Source organism: Massilia sp. PWRC2 (assembly GCF_049896725.1).
GTDB lineage: Bacteria > Pseudomonadota > Gammaproteobacteria > Burkholderiales > Burkholderiaceae_D > JAFCUW01.
This window is the reverse complement of sequence record NZ_JAFCUW010000011.1, coordinates 54,712-72,832: the sequence shown is the minus strand read 5'-3', so window position 1 is coordinate 72,832 and position 18,121 is coordinate 54,712. Positions and strand designations below refer to the sequence as shown.

Here is an 18,121-nt window from a genome sequence, read left to right as displayed (position 1 = left end):
CTTGCAGCAGCGGCGCACGACAGCTGAAAATATTTTCTTCAAGCCTATTTTTGTTGCAATAAATCACGCACATAGCTGACCGGTATGGCGTATGAAATGCCACTCGGATTGGTGATGGCAGTTTCCTTCAGACCTTTAACAAAGGTCATATTGATTACTGCCAGCACCACGCCGGTGCCCGGGTCATACACCGGGCTGCCACTGTTCCCGGGGTAAGCGGTGCCATCGAGCTGATAGATCTGAAAAGGCGGACGCTGCAACTGAGCAATCATGCGCACATCCAGCGATTTTGAACTGAGCGACGGCATCACGATCGGCGTAATGGCCGCGAGCAAGGCGCGGTGGGTGGCCGGATGCAAACCGAGCACCATCCCCAAGGGAAAACCCGTAAATACCAGGTCCATGCCTTCTGCGGCATCACTGTCCTGCCCCAGTTTCACCGCCGGCAAGGGGGCGCCAGTGAGCCGTAAATGGGCCAGGTCATGGGTCTTGTCGATGGCCACCACGGTGGCGGCACGGAACTCGGTCTCGTTGCCGCGCCGCACCAGTACACCCAGTGCCTCGCGCTTTTCCGTATCGATCACATCGGGCACCACGTGCGCATTGGTAATCACGCTCAAACCGTCGCCGACGACGAAGCCGGTGCCAGAAAAATTGACGGCCGGACTACGCGTCTTGACAAAGCTGCCCACCCCCACCACCGAGGGTTTGAAGGCGGCGACGACAGCAGGCAAGTCAGCGCCGTGCGCGCTGCCCAGCAGCAAGCAGCCGAGCATCACGGCCAGGCCGGCGCCCCGCCCGAAGCGGTTAGTGGCGCAGGTGCCACGAAATTGCAATAAGTGTATCAACATAAAGTCGTCGAAAGCAGGGAGTAACAACAGTCGGCGTGCGCACCAGCTCAATTTTGCTTTATATACACACGTATTCGTGCCCGACGATAGCAGATAAAGCGCTACCACCGCCGATGCGCCAGCGCCATGATGCCGTCCTTCTGCTGGTCCGGGGGCGCGGTGAATGGTCGCACAGATCACCCCTAAAAGTAACGGAAAATCAGAAAAATAATATCAAATTTACACTGCAAGTGGTGCTGCACCACTTGCAACATGCGCAACACTTTGTGTTAATTGCATTATTTCTGGCGTTTTAACGAGTGCAACAATACAATGTGTGACTTCTAAACCAGATATTTTTTAGCCTCGGCATTGACTAATCCATCACAATTTGAGGATGTCCAAAGAGTGCTTGGCAATATTGTGGAAGACGCCGTGGTTTTTCTTGCACGGTAAGCATAGTTTTTCTATTACGCAATTGCAATTGCTTTCGGTACAAGCGATGATACGTTCAATTCCCTGCGCGTCCCATGGCTCCGCTAGCGCGCGCCCAACCCCCTGCAGCACCCAGATGGCGAGATTACCGAGATGGCAGAACTGACAGCCGTAGTATTAGCGTTCCTCAAAGCGATCGGCAAATACCGCTGGTATGCCGTGATCATTTCCTGGGTCGTCGCCATCATTGGCTGGGCGGTCGTCTATAAATTGCCGAATGATTATCAGGCATCGGCCCGGGTCTACGTCGATACCCAGAGCATCCTCAAGCCGCTGCTCTCTGGCATGACCTCGATGCCCAACCTCGATCAGCAGGTGGTGTTCATGCGCCGCACCCTGATCAGTCGCCCGAATGTCGAGCGCGTCATGCGCATGGTCGACCTCGATGTCAAGGCCACCAATGCCAAGGACCATGAAAAGCTGGTCGATGAGCTGATTGAAAAGATCAAGATTCTCGGTACCGAGCGTGACGACATTTACACCATCACCTATAACAACCCCAACCCGAAGCTGGGCAAGGATGTGGTGCAGTCGCTGCTGACGATTTTTGTCGAGGGCAGTTTCGGCGGCAAGAAGCAGGATTCTGAAAAAGCCGTGCAATTTATCGAAGACCAGATCAAGGGCTACGAACAAAAGCTGACCGCCGCTGAAACGGCCCTCAAAGATTTTAAAATTCGCAATATGGGCATGCTGCCAAAATCGGGCGGCGACTACAGCGGCAAGATCAGTGACCTGGCCGATCTGCTCAACCAGGCCAAGCTCGAACTGCTCGAAGCCGAACAGGGCCGCAACGCCATCAAGCGCCAGATCACCGGCGACGAGCCGGCACCGGTGGTCAGTGCCGACGCGGTCGACAACAACGACGTCAACCCGGAACTGGCCTCACGGATTGCCGCCATTAACAAGCAACTCGACGCCCTGCGCCTGCAGTACACCGAAGCCCACCCCGACATCGTTGCGTCCAAGCGCCTGCTGGCCAGCCTGGAAGCGCAAAAGTCGGCGGAAGCGAAAAAACGCAAGAAAAGTGGCGATCCGGGCGCCAATTACAGCCCCATGCTGCAGCAAATGAATGTGGCGCTGTCGGTGGCCGAAGCGCGCGTGGCATCGCTGCGCGCCCGTGTCGACGAGTACAGCTCGCGCATGGCACGCATCCGCTCGAGCAGCGCCGAAGCGCCGGAAGTGGAAGCACAACTGGCCCAGCTCAACCGCGATTACCAGGTCAACCAGAGCAATTACCAGAAACTGCTGGAACGGCGCGAGACGGCCAAGCTGTCGGGCGACCTCAGTTCGGCCACCGACATGCTCACTTTCCGCGTGATCGACCCGCCGACGGTGCCGCTGACCCCGGCCGGGCCGAATCGTCCACGCCTGTTTTCGCTGGTGTTTGCCGGTGCGCTCATTGCCGGCCTGGCGGTCGCGCTACTGCTCAGCCAGATCCGACCGACCTTCCTCAGCCAGGCGTCGCTGCGTGACGTCACCGGCATTCCAATTCTTGGCAGCATCGGCATGAACTGGACCAACGAGCAAAAAGTGAAACGCCGTGGCCGCCTGTATGCAATGGGCGCCGCCGTTTTTGCCCTGTTCGGGGCTTACGGCGCCGTCATGGCCGCCATTCTGATTCGACCTTCGCTGTAAGCGGACGAGCACGGGAGCAATTGTGAGCATTATTGAAAAAGCGGCACGCCGCATCGACCAAAAGAAGGAGGCCCAGGCGGCCTCCACGGCCACCCTGCAGGCCGCCGACACCGACGTCGTGATCGACGCCGACAGCGTCGCGGCGCCCCCCAGCGCGGCGTCGCCGCAGGCGACCGTGATCGCGGCCACGCCGGTCGCGCTGCCAGTAGCAGCGCCCGCAGTTGCGGCGACCGTTGCAGCGACCGTTGCGCCGGCAGTTGCGCCCGTCCGCCCCGCCAGCCTGCCCGAACTGTCCGTCGAGCCGGTGGTGCTGGCCGAAGCGGCGCCGGTCAAGCCGCGCAAGGCCAGCACCCGCAAGGTCGAGCTGGACCTGAACCGCATGCGCGACATGGGCATGGTCACCGCTGCTGGCGGCCGTACCCTGCTGGTGGAAGACTTCCGCATCATCAAGCGCCCGCTGATCAAGCGTGCCTTTGCCGAGCCCGATGTCGGCCAGCCGCCCAACAACTTGATCATGATCACCAGCTCGGTACCGGGCGAAGGCAAGACCTATTGCGCCATCAACCTGGCCATGAGTATCGCCATGGAGCTCGACCATACCGTGCTGCTGATCGATGCCGACGTCGCCCGCCCGTCCGTGCTGCGCACGCTCGGCCTGCCGGCACAGCGCGGCCTGATGGATATTTTGCTCGACGACAAGCTCGAGCTGTCCGATGTCATGCTGCGCACCAACGTCGACACCCTCAGCCTGCTGCCTGCCGGTACCAGCACACCGCGCGCCACCGAGCTGCTGGCCAGCCAGACGATGAAAGCCTTCGTCTATGAAATCGCCAACCGCTACCCCGACCGCATCGTCATTTTCGATTCACCGCCCCTGCTGCTCACTTCAGAAGCGCACGTGCTGGCCAGCCACATGGGCCAGATCGTGCTGGTGGTCGAATCGGAAACGACCACCCAGCATGCGGTCAAGGAATCGCTGCGCCAGCTCGAAGGCTGCAGCAACGTCAACCTTATTTACAACAAGACGCGCGAGTTCCCGGGGATCGAAGAGACGTATGACTATCACTACGGCTAAATGCCGCAGCGGCGGCCTGCCGCCACGGATCGTGCTGTCGGTGCCGCTGGCACTGCTGGCGGTGGTGCTGTCGGCACCGGCACGCGCGCAAATTCGGCTGCAGCCGGCCATCGATGTGCGCGAAACCTATTCCGATAACGTCGGCCTGCAGCCCGATGAGAACGCGCACGGCCAGTTCATCACCGACGTCACCCCGTCGATTGCGCTGACCTCCAACAGCCGTCGGCTTAAGCTCAACGCCAATCTGGCGGCGCACCTGTATGCCTACAGCGGCGAGCGCCAGGCGAACACCTCGAGCAGCAGTATCCAGGCCAGCCTGAATGGCCGGCTGACGGGGGTTGAAGATCTGCTGTATGTCGACGCCAGCGCCAGCCGTTCGCGCCAGGCCATCTCGGCATTCGGCCAGCAGTCGCAAAGCAGCTACAGCACCGCCAACCAGGATGACGTCTCGACCTGGCGCATCAGCCCCTACCTGGTGCGCCACTACGGTTTTGGCGATGGCGAACTGCGCTACACCCACGACCAGGTCAGCAGCGGCGGCAATTTACTCAACAACAGCACCGGCGATTCCCTGCAGTTTCGCCTGGGCAGCGGCGCTACTTACAGCAAGTTTGGCTACGATGCCCTGGCCTACCACCAGGATCTCGACAGCGGCCAGGCGGGCAAATCGGCCACCGACAACGCCAGCCTGACGCTGCGCTACCGCCTGCTGCCCACCTTCAGTCCGTATGCCCGGGTCAGCTATGACCGCTATACCTACGACGGCCTCGGCGGCAGCAACGCCGGCAAGGGCTATGCGGCTGGCTTTACCTGGCGGCCATCGGCCCGCACCAGCGTCGACGCCAGCGCCGGCCGCCGGTATTTTGGCAAGACTTATTCGCTCGACCTGACCCAGCGCAGTCGCCGCACCGTGATGCGCGCCAGCTACAGCGACGATATCACCACCTCGCGCGGCCAGTTTTTGCAGCCAAACACGGTCGACACTGCCAGCCTGCTCGACGCCAGCTTTGCCGCCGCCTTCCCCGATCCGGTGGCGCGCCAGCAAGCCATCGATGCGTATATCCGCGCCAACGGCTTGCCCACCTCGGTGGTCAACAACGTCAATTATTTTAGCAACCGCCTGCTGTTGCAGCGCAGCTTGCAAGCCTCGATCGCCGTCAACGGCGCGCGCAGCACCGCCATTGTGTCGTTCAACAATACCAAGCGCAACGCGCTGTCGACCGCCAGTGCCGACGGCAGCCTGGCCACGCCGGCCTTTCCCAACCTGAACGACGATGTGCGCCAGCGCACCGTGACGGCGGCGCTCAGCTACCGCCTGTCGTCGCGCAGTGCAGCGACCTTGCAGGCCAGTACGTCGCGCTCGCAGTCGCCCGGCGTGAATGTGGCGCAAGAGCAGAATCTGCTGTCGTTGAATCTGAGCCACCGCTTTCAAACCAAACTGACCGGCAACGTCGAGCTGCGCCATAATCAGGGCAAAACCTTCAGCCAGGATGGCCGTACCTACAAGGAAAACGCCATCAGCGCTTCCCTTTCCTACAAGTTATAGTCGAATCGAGCCCGCGATGTATGAAACTTATTATGGCCTGTCGGCCAAACCGTTCCGACTGCGTCCAGATCCCCATTTCTTTTATGGCAGCAAGGGCCACAAGCGTGCCATGGCCTACCTCGACTATGGCTTGTCGCAGGGCGAAGGTTTTATTGTCATCACCGGCGAAGTCGGTGCCGGCAAAACGACGTTGGTACGCAATCTGCTCAACAACATGCCGTCCGAACAGATCATTGCCGCCAACATCGTCAACACCAATCTCGATTCGGACGACACCTTGCGCATGGTGGCGTCGTCGTTTGGTTTGCCTTATGAAAACGCCAGCAAGCCCGATCTGCTGACCCGCCTGGAAGCATTCCTGCGCGAAGCAGACCGCGCCGGCAAACGGGCCCTGCTGATCGTCGATGAAGCACAGAATTTGACGCCGAAAACCGTCGAAGAGTTGCGCATGCTGTCAAATTTCCAGACCGACGACAAGTCGCTGCTGCAAACCTTTCTGCTGGGTCAGCCGGAATTTCGCGCCACCCTGCACAGCGCCAGCATGCTGCAATTGCGCCAGCGCGTCATCGCCAGCTATCACCTCGGTCCGATGGATGCACCGGAAACCCAAGCCTATATCGAGCACCGCCTGCGCACCGTCGGCTGGCACGGCGATCCATCGTTCGCCCCGCAAGCGTACGCCGCCATTTATGCCTACACGGGCGGCATTCCGCGCAAGGTCAACACCCTGTGCGACCGCATTTTGCTGATGGGCTATCTGGAAGAACTGCACGCCTTCTCCGGCGACGACGTTGCCGAAGTGATCCGCGACATCGACGATGAATTCGAGCTGCCACCAGGCGCTGCCGAAGCGGCGCGCGCCGAGGTGGCCGAGCCGATGGCGGCCGAAGCGATCGGCTCGTCGGGCCAGATGGACGAGCGCATGGTGCGGCTGGAAAAATCGATCGTCTCAGTGCTGTCGATCCTCAAAAAGATCGTCGCCACGCCAAATAGCACGGTCTCTTCGGTGGAACAGTCGAAATGAATATGCATCCCCTGCCTCAGCCGGCCGCGCCGGGCGCCGTCATCAAGAATGCGATGACGATCGACGTCGAGGATTATTTTCAGGTATCGGCCTTCGCCCCCTACATCGACCGCGCCAGCTGGCCCGCGCGCGAATGCCGGGTCGAAGCGAATATCGAGCGCATCCTCGCCGTGCTGGCCAGCGGTGGCGTCCACGCCACCTTCTTTACGCTGGGCTGGATCGCCGAACGCTACCCGCAGATGGTGCGGCGCATCGTCGCCGGCGGCCATGAACTGGCCAGCCATGGCTACAGCCACCTGCGCGCCTCCGACCAGAACCGCGCGGAATTCGACGACGACATCATCCGCAGCAAAGCGCTGCTCGAAGACATCGGCGGGCAGCAGGTGATCGGTTACCGCGCCCCCAGCTTTTCGATCGGCCGCGCCAACCTGTGGGCGCTCGACGCCCTCAAGGAAGCCGGCTACCGCTACAGCTCCTCGATTTACCCGATCGCCCACGACCACTACGGCATGCCCGACGCCCCCCGCTTCGCGTTTTATCCGAACGGCCCGGACGGCTTGCTGGAAATTCCCATCACCACCGTGCGCCTGCTGCAAAAAAACCTGCCGGCCGGCGGCGGCGGCTATTTCCGCCTGCTGCCCTATGTGCTGTCGCGCTGGATGATGAACAAGGTCAACCACGACGACCGCCAGCCAGCAATTTTTTATTTTCACCCGTGGGAAGTCGATCCGGACCAGCCGCGGCCGCCAGGGGTGGGCGCCAAGAGCCGGTTCCGCCATTACGTCAATCTGGCGCGCATGGAAGGCCGCATCGCCCGCCTGACGCGCGATTTTTCCTGGGACCGCATGGACCATATTTTCCTGGGACCTCGATGAGCATGGTTGTCGACGCCGCGCCCCTGTCTGTCAAGCTGATGCAGCCGACCGACCGCGCCCGCTGGGACGCGTTCGTGCGCGCCTGCCCGCAAGCGACGTTTTTTCATCTGTCCGGCTGGCAGAGCGTGATCGAGCAATCGTTCAAACTCAACACCTGGTTTTATTATGTCGAGCAGGCCGGCCAGATCGTCGGCGTGCTGCCGCTGGCGGAAATTAACAGCCGGCTGTTCGGCCATGCGCTGGGCGCCATGCAGTTTTGCGTCTATGGCGGCGTCGCCGCCACCGTCGACGCCGCCCGCCCCCTGCTCGACGCCGCCGCCGAACAACTGGCGCGCGAGCTCGGCGTTGGCCACCTCGAATACCGCAACATGGTGGCAGCCCACCCGGACGACCCCGGCTGGCAGTCGAAGGAACTGTACGTCACCTTCCGCAAGGCAATTTCTGCCGATGACGAAGAAAATCTCAACGCCATTCCACGCAAGCAGCGCGCGATGGTGCGCAAGGGCATCAAGCTGGGGCTGGTGGGCGAACTCGACGACAACGTCGACCGCATGTTCGAAGCGTATGCCTCCAGCGTGCACCGGCTGGGCACGCCGGTATTCCCGAAAAAATATTTCGCCATGCTGCAGCAGGAATTTGGCCACGAATGCGAAGTGCGCGTGATCACCCAGAATGGCGCGCTGGTCGCCGCCGTGCTCAGTTTTTACTGGCGCGACGAAGTGGTGCCGTATTACGGCGGCGGCATGCCGCTGGCGCGCGCCGTCGCCGGCAACGATTTTATGTACTGGAATTTGATGCAGGCGGCCGCCGCGCGCGGCGCGCGCCTGTTCGATTTCGGCCGCAGCAAGCTCGGCACGGGCGCCTACGACTTCAAAAAGAACTGGGGTTTTACGGCCCAGCACCTGCCGTATGAATACAAGCTGATCAACGCGACCGCGCTGCCGGACAACAACCCGCTCAATCCCAAGTACGCGCTGTTCATCAAGATCTGGAAGAAGTTGCCGCTGCCGCTGGCCAATCTGATCGGCCCGCATATCGTGCGCAACCTGGGTTAGCCTGTGGACGATCTGCTGCTGCTGATCCACCGGATGCCGTATCCGCCCAACAAGGGCGACAAGATCCGCTCCTACCACCTGCTCAAGCACCTGGCGCAGCGCTACCGCGTGCACCTGGCCACCTTCATCGACGATGCCGATGACTGGCAGCACGTGCCAACTGTACAGGCACTGTGCGCCAGCAGCCATTTCGCCCCGCTCCACCCCAAGCTGGCGCGCCTGCGCAGCCTCGGCGCACTATTGGCTAACCGCTCGCTGTCGCTCGATTATTACCGTGACGCCGGCCTGGCGCGCTGGACGGCGCAGGCCATGGCCAGCCACCACATCAGCCGCATCGTGGTGTTCTCGTCGGCCATGGCGCAGTACGCCGAGCCGTACGCGCAGGCGCGCCGGGTGGTCGATTTTTGCGATGTCGATTCCGACAAGTGGCGCCAGTACGCCGAACAAAAATCGTGGCCGATGAATATGCTGTACCGCCACGAAGCGCGCCAGCTGCTCGCGTACGAGAGAACGGTGGCGCTGTCCTGCGACGCCGCCCTGTTCGTCTCGGCGCCGGAAGCGGACCTGTTCAAGCAGCTGGCGCCAGAAAGCGCGGATCGCATCGGCTATTTTAATAACGGCGTCGACACCGACTATTTTTCGCCGGCACGCCAGTACGACGATCCATTTGGCGCCGGCGAGCGGGCCATCGTCTTCACCGGCGCCATGGATTACTGGCCGAACATCGACGCCGTCGCCTGGTTCGCCAACACTATTTTTCCATTGCTGCGCAGCCGTTTCGGCGACGCCCGCTTTTATATCGTGGGCGCGCGTCCCAGCGCGGCCGTGCTGGCGCTGGCGCAACTACCCGGCGTGATGGTTACCGGCACGGTGCCCGATGTACGCCCCTACCTGGCCCACGCGGCGGTCGCGGTGGCGCCCTTGCGCATCGCCCGCGGCATTCAAAACAAGGTGCTCGAAGCGATGGCGATGGGCTGCGCCGTGGTGGTGTCGCCGCAGGCACTCGAGGGAATTGAGGCGACGCCCGGGGTCGATGTGCTGCTCGCCGATGGCGCTGACACTTTTGCCGACCAGGTGGCCAGCCTGCTGCTTTCTCCGCAAGACGCCATCGGAGCGATCGCTCGCGCCACCGTCCAACAACGTTATAGCTGGCCGAGCAATCTGGCCCACATCGATGCGAGGCTCGAATGCACATGAACCCCAATCTGACCCTGGAGCAGGCACCCGTGCAACGCTCGCTGCTGGTGCCGGCGCTCCTTATACTGATCGCTTTCGTGGCGCCGTTTTTGCTGTATTTCGAGACGGCCCGTTCGATCGTCGCCATCTGGTCGCGCTCCGAAACATTCGCCCACGGTTTTATTATTCCGCCCATCTGCCTGTGGCTGGTATGGCGCCAGCGCGCCAATTTTTACAGCATGCCGTTGACGCCCTGGTGGCCGCCCGTGGCCCTGCTGTTCATGGCCGGCATGCTGTGGACCATCGCCGGCGTTGCTGACGTCCAGGTTGTCCAGCAATATGCCCTGGTGCTGATGATTCCGATCACTGCGCTGGCGCTGTTCGGCCGCCGCCTGGCGCTGTCGCTGGCCTTTCCCCTGTTATTCGTGCTTGCCGCCGTGCCATTCGGCGAAATATTTATTGATCCGCTGATTTCTTTCACCGCCGATTTTACTGTCTGGTGTCTGCAATTGATTGGCATGCCCGTGCTGCGCAACGGCACGGTGTTTGAAATCCCGTCCGGCAACTGGTCGGTCGTCGAAGCCTGCAGCGGCGTGCGTTACCTGATTTCTTCGGTCACCATCGGCTGGCTGTACGCCTACCTGACGTACCGCTCGAACCTGCGCCGCGGCCTGTTCGTCGCCTTCGCGGTGCTGGTGCCCATTGTCGCCAACGGCCTGCGTGCCTTCATGATCGTCATGATCGGCCACCTGAGCGGCATGCGCCTGGCAGTCGGCGTCGACCATCTGATTTACGGCTGGCTGTTCTTCGGCCTGGTGATGTTCTTGATGTTTTGGATCGGTAATTTCTGGCGTGAAGATGTCGAACCCGCCACCGTCAGCGCCGGCCGCCCGCTGCTGTTGGCGCCGAACGCCAGCATCGCCACGCTGACCGTGGCACTGGTAATCGCAGCGGCCATCTGGCCGGCCCTGATGGCCTACGCGCAGCAAGCCAGCTACAACCCCAGGCCGGTGGTGCTGGCGCCGCCGGCGATCAGCTGGGCAATGGCCCCGGCCTCTTCCAGCTGGGAACCCGCCTACGCCAGCCCGGATGCCCGCAGCACCGCCACCTACAGCAGCGGCGCCGTTCCCGTCACCCTCCACGTGCTGTATTACCGCAATCAAACACGCGGCAAATCGCTCGTCAGTTCGACCAATCGCCTGACCGGCGGCGAAAAAGGGGCGTTTCACGAAACCGCCGCCACGCTGCGCAGCGAATTGATCGATGGCACTGCCCTGCCAGTGCGCGAGGGCAAGCTCAAATCTGCCGGCGGCAATATCCTGGTATGGCAATGGCATGTGGTCGATGGTCAAGCCACCGTCAGCAACGTCGTCGGCAAACTGCGCCAGGCACGGGCAAAAATTGCCGGCCGCGCCGATGACGGCGCCGCCATCCTGCTGTCCGCACCGTACGACGAGCACCCGGAACAGGCCCGCGCTGCGCTGAACGCCTTCGTGCAGGCCAATCTGGCGCCGCTCAACGCCGCCCTTGCCACCACCCGGGCGCGCTGAACATGGCCGACGTCGCCGTCCTCGATGATCCGACCGTGCCGCTGGTGGTGCACCTGATCTACAAGCTCGACTTTGGCGGCCTGGAAAACATGCTGGTGCAGCGCATCAACCGCATGCCAGCGACAGCCTACCGGCATGCCGTGGTGGCGCTGACCGACATCACCGATTTCGCCAATAAAATCAGCAAACCCGGGGTCGGCCTGTACGCCCTGCACAAGCAGCCCGGCAGCTCGCCCGGCACCCACCTGGCGCTGTGGCAGTTGCTGCGCCAGCTGCGTCCGGCCGTGCTGCATACCTACAACCTGTCGGCCATCGAATACGCGCCGGCGGCGCTGCTTGCCGGCGTGCCGGTGCGCATCAACGGCGCCCACGGCCGCGAACTGAGCGATCCGGACGGATTGAATCCGCGCCACAAGCTGCTGCGCCGCCTGATGCTGCCGTTTTACGACTGCTGTTACGGCAATTCGGCTGATCTGGTGGCCTGGAATCGCAGCGTGATCGGCGTGCCCGAGCATAAAAGCTGCCTGCTCGGCAATGGCATCGATACCGATCGATTCCAACCGGGTCCGCGCGCTGCGCTGCTGGCGGCCAGCGGGTTTGCCAGTGACAGCATGGTGATCGGCACCGTCGGCCGGGTACAGGCGGTCAAAGATCACGCCGGCCTGGTCGATGCCTTCATCGCCTTGCGGGCCAGCATGCCGGCGCAGGCCGCAAGGCTGCGCCTGGCCGTGATCGGCGACGGTCCCCACTTGGCCCAATTGCGCGCCAAGGTCAGTGCCGCCGGCCTCGATGGACAAGTCTGGCTGCCGGGTGCGCGCAGCGACGTCGCTGCCCTGCTGGGCGGCGTCGACGTCTTTGCCATGTCGTCGCTGGCCGAGGGCACGCCCGGCTCGGCGCTCGAAGCGATGGCCTGCAGCCTGCCGGTGGTAGGCACACGCGTCGGCGGTTTGCCCGAGGTAATCGATGACGGCGTCAGCGGCCTGCTGGTGCCGCCTGCCGACCCCGCCGCCATGGCCGCTGCGCTGGCGCATTACGTGGCGTCTGCGGAACTGGCGCGCCAGCACGGCGCCGCCGGCCGCCAGCGCGTCATGCGCCTGTATAACCTGAACGCCATGGTGGCCGCCTACCAGGGCCTCTACGATAAATTGTGCGAACGCAAGACAGCATTTAGAAAGCAAGAAAAATCATGTGTGGAATCGTAGGCATGTTTGACACGCGCGGCGCGCGTACCATCGACCCGGTGCTGCTCAAGCGTATGAACGAAACGCAGCACCACCGCGGCCCCGATGAAGGCGATATTTATACGGAGCCGGGCGTCGGCTTCGGCCACCGCCGCCTGTCGGTGATCGACATCGCCAGCGGCCAGCAACCGATGTTCAATGCCAGCGGTGACGTCGGCGTGGTGTTCAACGGTGAAATTTATAATTACCCCGAATTGACCGCCGAACTGCAGGAACTCGGCTTCGTTTTTCGCACCAAGAGTGACACTGAAACCATCGTGCATGCCTGGGAAGCGTGGGGCGAAGCGTGCGTGCACAAGCTGCGCGGCATGTTCGCCATCTGCATCTGGGACCGCAACAAGCAAACCATGTTCATGGCGCGCGACCGCCTCGGCGTCAAGCCGTTTTACTATGCCCTGCTACCGGACGGCATCTTTATCTTCGGCTCCGAACTCAAATCGCTGCGCGCCCACCCCGACCTGCCGCACGCCATCGACCCGCAGGCGGTCGAAGACTATTTCGCCTACGGCTACGTGCCCGAGCCAAAAACCATTTACGCCGGCGCCAAGAAACTCGCGCCCGGCTTCATGCTGACCATCCGCATCGGCCAACCGGTGCCGCAGCCGGTGCAATTCTGGGACGTGCCCTTCAAACTGCACGCGCCGATGTCGCAGGCCGATGCCGAAGGCGAATTGATCGAGCGCCTGCGCGAGGCCGTCAAGATTCGCTTAAAAGCCGAGGTGCCGCTCGGCGCCTTTCTGTCGGGCGGGGTCGATTCCAGCGCCATCGTCGCCATGATGGCGGGCTTGATGAAAGACCCCGTCAACACCTGCTCGATCGCCTTCAAGGAAAAAAGCTTCGACGAATCGGCTTACGCCGAACAGGTGGCGCGCCAGTACCACACCGAACACCACACGGAAACCGTCGACACCGACGACTACGCCCTGCTCGATACCCTGGCCGACCTGTACGACGAGCCGTATGCCGACAGTTCCGCCATCCCCACCTACCGCGTCTGCCAGCTGGCCAGAAAACGGGTGACGGTGGCGCTGTCGGGCGACGGCGGCGATGAAAACCTGGCCGGTTACCGGCGCTACCGCTACGCCATGGCCGAGGATGCCGTACGCTCACGCATCCCCTCCAGCCTGCGCAAGCTGGTCTTCGGCCCGCTGGGCAAGTATTACCCGAAAGCGGATTGGGCGCCGCGCGTGCTGCGCGCCAAGACCACCTTCGAGGCGCTCTCGCGCGACCTGGTGGAAGGCTATTTCCACGGTGTCTCGATCATGTCCGACGCCATGCGCGCGCAGCTGTTCGCGCCCGCCTTCCAGGCCAAGCTGCAAGGTTATCGTGCCATCGAAGTAATGAAAGGCCACGCCAGCAAATCGCCGACCGACGATCCACTGTCGATGATCCAGTATCTCGACATGAAGACTTATCTGCCAGGCGACATTCTCACCAAGGTGGATCGGGCCAGCATGGCCCACGCGCTCGAAGTACGCGTGCCATTACTCGACCACAAGCTGGTCGAATGGATTTCCGGCCTGCCGCCATCGATGAAATTGCAGGGTAGCGAGGGCAAGTATATTTTCAAGAAAAGCCTGGAATCGTACCTGCCCGACGACATTCTGTACCGTAAAAAAATGGGCTTTGCTGTGCCGCTGGCAGCCTGGTTTCGCGGCCCGCTGCGCCAGCGCGTGCGTGACTCGCTGCTGGGACCGTCGCTGGCGTCGACCGGCATTTTCAACCAGGCTTACCTGACGCAAATGGTCGAGCAGCATGAATCGGGCCGCCGCGACTTCAGCGCACCGATCTGGACTGTCTTGATGTTCGAAGCATTTCTGCGCAAGGAAATGGAAGGGGAAGCCGCATGAGTGCCAACCCGGTCATGGTCAGCGCCGTCCAGGCACCCCTGCGGGTGCTGCATGTGCTCGACCACTCGATTCCCCTGCATTCAGGCTACACTTTTCGGACCCGCTCGATCCTGCAACAGCAACGCGCACTCGGCTGGGAAACCTTCCACCTGACCAGCCCGAAACAGGGGGTCACCCAGGCCGCCCACGAACAGGTCGATGGCCTCGCCTTTTACCGCACCAGGCCCGCCAGCGGCATGCTCGACCGGCTGCCCGTATTCAATCAGCTGGCCGTCATCAACCGCCTGGCCGAACGCCTGCTGGAAGTGGCGCGCGAACTCAAGCCCGATGTCATCCACGCCCACTCGCCGGCCTTGAATGCGATCGCCGCCCTGCGCGTCGGCAAACAGTTGAACATTCCCGTGGTCTATGAAATCCGTGCCTTCTGGGAAGACGCCGCCGTCGATCACGGCACCAGCACGGAATGGGGGCTGCGCTACCGCGTCACCCGCGCCATGGAAACCCATGCCTTGCGCCATGTACAGGCGGCCACCACCATCTGCGAAGGCTTGCGGGCAGAGATCGTCGGTCGCGGCATTCCCGCCAACAAGGTCACGGTGATTCCCAACGCCGTCGATATCGGCGATTTCAGTGTCGATGGCGCGCGCGACGAGGCGCTGGCAACCCAGCTGGGCCTGCAGGGCACCTCCGTGCTGGGCTTCATCGGTTCGTTCTATGCCTATGAAGGCTTGAACGTGCTGCTCGACGCCCTGCCGCGCATGCTGGCAGTCAATCCGGCAATTCGCGTGCTGCTCGTTGGCGGCGGCCCGCAAGATGCCGCCCTCAAGGCGCAGGCGGCGCAGCTGGGTGTCAGCCAGAACATCATTTTTACCGGCCGGGTGCCGCACAGCGAGGTGCAGCGCTATTACAACCTGATCGATATCCTCGTCTACCCGCGCCTGAAGATGCGCCTGACCGACCTGGTCACGCCGCTCAAGCCCCTCGAAGCGATGGCCCAGGGGCGCCTGCTGGTGGCGTCCGACGTGGGTGGCCACCGTGAACTGATCGACGACGGCCGCACCGGCATGCTGTTTGCCGCTGGCGACCCGGCCGCGCTGGCCGACAAAACACTGGCGCTGCTCGCCAGTCCGCAGTTGTGGCCAGCGTTGCGGGCGCAGGGTCGCCAGTTTGTCGAAACCGAGCGCAGCTGGAAAGCCTCGGTGGCGCGCTACCACGCCGTCTATGGCGGCGTGACCGGCAAGGCGACCGCCTGATGGGAATCGAGCTGGCGCCGCTGCGAATTGGCATGGTCGGCCCGTTGCCGCCGCCCTCCGGTGGCATGGCCAACCAGACCCTGCAGCTGATCGGCCTGCTCGAAGCCGAGGGCCACCAGGTCGAGGTCATCCAGATCAACGCGCCCTACCGTCCGGCTTGGGCAGAAAAATTAAAAGGCGTGCGTGCCCTGTTTCGCCTGCTGCCCTACATGGCGCAGCTGTGGCGCAGCGCCGGCCGTGTCGACGTTTTTCACGTGATGGCCAATTCGGGCTGGTCGTGGCACCTGTTCGCCGCGCCCGCCATCTGGATCGGCCGCTTGCGCGGTTGCCCGGTGGTGGTCAATTACCGCGGTGGCGAGGCGGACCAGTTCATGCAAAAGGCGCAAGCCTGGGTGCGTCCCAGCATGCGCGCGGCATCGGTGATGATCGTGCCGTCCGGTTTTCTCGAACACGTATTTGGCAGCTACGGCGTTGCCACCACCATCGTCCCCAACATTATTAACTTGAGCCGCTTCAAGCAGGGCGCCACCAGCGGCGGTCCGTCGCCGCTACGCATTCTGGTGGCGCGCAATCTTGAACCGATTTACGACAACGCCACCGCCCTGCGCGCCTTTGCGCTGGTGCTGGCGCGCCATCCGCACGCGCGCCTGGTGGTGGCCGGCAGCGGTCCCTTGCGCGGCGAACTGGAAGGGCTGGCAGCCGCGCTTGGCATCGCCACCGCCGTGACATTCACGGGCCGGGTCGAGAATGCCGCCATGGGCGAGCTGTACCGCAACGCCGATATCATGCTCAATCCCAGCGTGGTCGACAACACCCCCAACTCGGTACTTGAAGCGCTCGCCAGCGGGGTGGCGGTGGTCAGTACCGACGTGGGTGGCGTGCCCTACCTGGTCGAGGACGGCAAGACGGCGCTGCTGGTACCAGCGCGTGCGCCCGAAGCGATGGCGACGGCGGTATTGCGGCTGGCTGATTCGCCCGCGCTGATGGCGCAGCTGCAGCACAATGGTCTGGCGTACGTGCAGCGCTTCGCCTGGCCGGAAGTGCGGCCGCGCTTGCTGGCGGTGTACCGCGCCGTTATTTCCAACCGCTCAGCCACGATGGTTCCTGCCCCATGATATCGCGTACCACTCCACACACCGGCGTCTACACGCGCGTCGTCTCGCAGCTGCTGTTCCCGCTGCACGAGCGCCTCAAGCGCCATAGTACGGTGGCGCTGCGGCGCCAGATGGAACAGTCGCAATGGTGGTCGGCGCAGCGCCTCGAAGCGCTGCAACTGCAGCGCCTGCGGCAACTGCTGCTGCAGGCGGCCCAGCATGTGCCCCATTACCGCGCCAGCTTTGCCGCACACCACTTCGATCCCGCGCGCGACCTGCACACGCTGGCCGATCTGCGCCGTCTGCCCTTGCTGGACAAGGCGGTCATCCGCGCTGCCGGTGACGCCATGAAAGCGGACAACGCGGTCGGCCTGGCCCGTTTCAACACGGGAGGGTCGAGTGGCGAACCGCTCATTTTTTACATTGGCACGCAACGGGTCAGTCACGATGTGGCCGCCAAGTGGCGGGCCACGCGCTGGTGGAACGTCGATATCGGCGATCGCGAAGTGGTGGTGTGGGGCTCGCCCATCGAACTGGGCGCCCAGGACACGGTACGGGCAGTGCGTGACCGCATGTTGCGCACCGTACTGTTGCCGGCATTTGCCATGTCGGAAGCCAAGCTCGACGGTTTTCTGGCGCAGATCCGCACCATCCGTCCACGCATGCTGTTCGGCTACCCGTCGGCGCTGTCGCACATCGCCCGCCACGCCGCCGCGCGTGGCGTGCGCATGGACGATCTGGGCATCCGGGTCGCCTTCGTCACCTCCGAGCGGCTCTACGATGAACAGCGCCAGCAGATCAGCGACTGCTTCGGCTGCCCGGTGGCCAATGGCTATGGCGGTCGCGACGCCGGCTTCATTGCCCATCAGTGCCCGGCCGGATCGATGCACCTGACGGCCGAAGACATCATTGTCGAAATCCTCGACGCCGATGGCCAACCGGTGCCAGCCGGGCAATCGGGTGAAATCGTCGTCACCCACCTGGCCACCGGCGATTTTCCGTTTATTCGCTACCGCACTGGCGACATTGGCGCGCTCGACACGGCGCCCTGCAGTTGCGGGCGCGGCCTGCCCTTGCTCAAGGAAATTCAGGGCCGCAGCACCGATTTTCTGGTGGCCCAGGACGGTACCATCATGCACGGTCTGGCGCTGGTGTATATTCTGCGCGACCTGCCTGCCGTCAAGGCCTTCAAGATTGTGCAAGAAAGTCTCGCCCTGACGCGCGTGCAAGTGGTCGCCGAATCGGCGCTGGGCGCCGACGTGCTGGCCCGCATCGATGCCGGTTTTAAAGCGCGCCTGGGTGCTGGCGTGGCAATCGAGATTGAACAGGTGCCGGCCATCCTGCCCGAAAAATCGGGCAAATTTCGTTACGTCATCAGCAAGGTCGATAGCGCCCGTCCGCCCGGTTCCGGCCATGCTTGAC

15 protein-coding genes are annotated in these 18,121 nt (G+C 62.8%); 14 read left to right on the top strand and 1 reads right to left on the bottom strand.

The window, feature by feature from the left end:
* Window positions 1–44: 44 nt before the first annotated feature.
* Window positions 45–851, bottom strand: coding sequence for a S1 family peptidase (locus tag ACP7BZ_RS19490; protein ID WP_426116219.1), 807 nt, complete (start codon window positions 849–851; stop codon window positions 45–47).
* Between the two features lie 35 nt (window positions 852–886).
* Between ACP7BZ_RS19490 and ACP7BZ_RS19485 the strand changes: the two genes are divergently transcribed.
* From ACP7BZ_RS19485 to ACP7BZ_RS19420, 14 genes are all read left to right on the top strand, one after another.
* Complete coding sequence (locus ACP7BZ_RS19485) at window positions 887–1,147, top strand: hypothetical protein (protein WP_426116218.1); 261 nt, start codon at window positions 887–889, stop codon at window positions 1,145–1,147.
* Between the two features lie 271 nt (window positions 1,148–1,418).
* On the top strand, window positions 1,419–2,960 hold the full coding sequence (locus ACP7BZ_RS19480; protein ID WP_426116216.1) for an XrtA system polysaccharide chain length determinant: 1,542 nt from the start codon (window positions 1,419–1,421) through the stop codon (window positions 2,958–2,960).
* A 22-nt stretch (window positions 2,961–2,982) separates the two neighbouring features.
* Window positions 2,983–4,035 carry an XrtA-associated tyrosine autokinase gene (locus tag ACP7BZ_RS19475; protein WP_426116214.1) on the top strand — a complete coding sequence of 351 codons (1,053 nt, stop codon included), beginning with the start codon at window positions 2,983–2,985 and terminating at the stop codon, window positions 4,033–4,035.
* Window positions 4,016–5,581: a TIGR03016 family PEP-CTERM system-associated outer membrane protein gene (locus ACP7BZ_RS19470; protein WP_426116212.1), complete on the top strand. Its 1,566-nt coding sequence runs from the start codon at window positions 4,016–4,018 to the stop codon at window positions 5,579–5,581. Before ACP7BZ_RS19475 ends, ACP7BZ_RS19470 begins: the two co-directional genes overlap by 20 nt.
* A 16-nt stretch (window positions 5,582–5,597) precedes the next feature.
* A complete protein-coding gene (locus tag ACP7BZ_RS19465) occupies window positions 5,598–6,605 on the top strand; it encodes an XrtA/PEP-CTERM system-associated ATPase (RefSeq protein ID WP_426116210.1) in 1,008 nt (335 codons plus the stop codon).
* Between the two features lie 2 nt (window positions 6,606–6,607).
* Window positions 6,608–7,480 carry an XrtA system polysaccharide deacetylase gene (locus ACP7BZ_RS19460; protein ID WP_426116209.1) on the top strand — a complete coding sequence of 291 codons (873 nt, stop codon included), beginning with the start codon at window positions 6,608–6,610 and terminating at the stop codon, window positions 7,478–7,480.
* The gene (locus ACP7BZ_RS19455) at window positions 7,477–8,535 is read left to right on the top strand and encodes a FemAB family XrtA/PEP-CTERM system-associated protein (protein ID WP_426116207.1); all 1,059 of its coding nucleotides are present in this window, start codon (window positions 7,477–7,479) and stop codon (window positions 8,533–8,535) included. The genes ACP7BZ_RS19460 and ACP7BZ_RS19455 overlap by 4 nt, the downstream gene beginning before the upstream one ends.
* Before the next feature lie 3 nt (window positions 8,536–8,538).
* On the top strand, window positions 8,539–9,732 hold the full coding sequence (locus ACP7BZ_RS19450) for a TIGR03087 family PEP-CTERM/XrtA system glycosyltransferase (RefSeq protein WP_426116205.1): 1,194 nt from the start codon (window positions 8,539–8,541) through the stop codon (window positions 9,730–9,732).
* Window positions 9,729–11,261, top strand: a complete 1,533-nt coding sequence (xrtA, locus tag ACP7BZ_RS19445) for an exosortase A (RefSeq protein ID WP_426116203.1) — start codon at window positions 9,729–9,731, stop codon at window positions 11,259–11,261. Before ACP7BZ_RS19450 ends, xrtA begins: the two co-directional genes overlap by 4 nt.
* A 2-nt stretch (window positions 11,262–11,263) precedes the next feature.
* Window positions 11,264–12,463, top strand: coding sequence for a TIGR03088 family PEP-CTERM/XrtA system glycosyltransferase (locus tag ACP7BZ_RS19440; RefSeq protein WP_426116201.1), 1,200 nt, complete (start codon window positions 11,264–11,266; stop codon window positions 12,461–12,463).
* On the top strand, window positions 12,448–14,352 hold the full coding sequence (locus ACP7BZ_RS19435) for an XrtA/PEP-CTERM system amidotransferase (protein ID WP_426116199.1): 1,905 nt from the start codon (window positions 12,448–12,450) through the stop codon (window positions 14,350–14,352). The genes ACP7BZ_RS19440 and ACP7BZ_RS19435 overlap by 16 nt, the downstream gene beginning before the upstream one ends.
* Window positions 14,353–14,390: 38 nt before the next feature.
* The gene (locus tag ACP7BZ_RS19430) at window positions 14,391–15,605 is read left to right on the top strand and encodes a TIGR04063 family PEP-CTERM/XrtA system glycosyltransferase (RefSeq protein ID WP_426116466.1); all 1,215 of its coding nucleotides are present in this window, start codon (window positions 14,391–14,393) and stop codon (window positions 15,603–15,605) included.
* Complete coding sequence (locus ACP7BZ_RS19425; RefSeq protein ID WP_426116197.1) at window positions 15,605–16,720, top strand: glycosyltransferase family 4 protein; 1,116 nt, start codon at window positions 15,605–15,607, stop codon at window positions 16,718–16,720. The genes ACP7BZ_RS19430 and ACP7BZ_RS19425 overlap by 1 nt, the downstream gene beginning before the upstream one ends.
* Window positions 16,717–18,120, top strand: a complete 1,404-nt coding sequence (locus ACP7BZ_RS19420) for a phenylacetate--CoA ligase family protein (protein ID WP_426116195.1) — start codon at window positions 16,717–16,719, stop codon at window positions 18,118–18,120. Before ACP7BZ_RS19425 ends, ACP7BZ_RS19420 begins: the two co-directional genes overlap by 4 nt.
* Window position 18,121: the final 1 nt, after the last annotated feature.

Excerpts from the sequence above, each read along its gene's own strand:
- ACP7BZ_RS19455 (WP_426116207.1), top strand. The coding sequence starts at position 7,477 with ATGAGCATGGTTGTCGACGCCGCGCCCCTGTCTGTCAAGCTGATGCAG.
- xrtA (WP_426116203.1), top strand. The coding sequence starts at position 9,729 with ATGAACCCCAATCTGACCCTGGAGCAGGCACCCGTGCAACGCTCGCTG.
- ACP7BZ_RS19425 (WP_426116197.1), top strand. The coding sequence starts at position 15,605 with ATGGGAATCGAGCTGGCGCCGCTGCGAATTGGCATGGTCGGCCCGTTG.
- ACP7BZ_RS19490 (WP_426116219.1), bottom strand. The coding sequence starts at position 851 with ATGTTGATACACTTATTGCAATTTCGTGGCACCTGCGCCACTAACCGC.
- ACP7BZ_RS19440 (WP_426116201.1), top strand. The coding sequence starts at position 11,264 with ATGGCCGACGTCGCCGTCCTCGATGATCCGACCGTGCCGCTGGTGGTG.
- ACP7BZ_RS19465 (WP_426116210.1), top strand. The coding sequence starts at position 5,598 with ATGTATGAAACTTATTATGGCCTGTCGGCCAAACCGTTCCGACTGCGT.
- ACP7BZ_RS19460 (WP_426116209.1), top strand. The coding sequence starts at position 6,608 with ATGCATCCCCTGCCTCAGCCGGCCGCGCCGGGCGCCGTCATCAAGAAT.
- ACP7BZ_RS19480 (WP_426116216.1), top strand. The coding sequence starts at position 1,419 with ATGGCAGAACTGACAGCCGTAGTATTAGCGTTCCTCAAAGCGATCGGC.
- ACP7BZ_RS19470 (WP_426116212.1), top strand. The coding sequence starts at position 4,016 with ATGACTATCACTACGGCTAAATGCCGCAGCGGCGGCCTGCCGCCACGG.
- ACP7BZ_RS19435 (WP_426116199.1), top strand. The coding sequence starts at position 12,448 with ATGTGTGGAATCGTAGGCATGTTTGACACGCGCGGCGCGCGTACCATC.
- ACP7BZ_RS19420 (WP_426116195.1), top strand. The coding sequence starts at position 16,717 with ATGATATCGCGTACCACTCCACACACCGGCGTCTACACGCGCGTCGTC.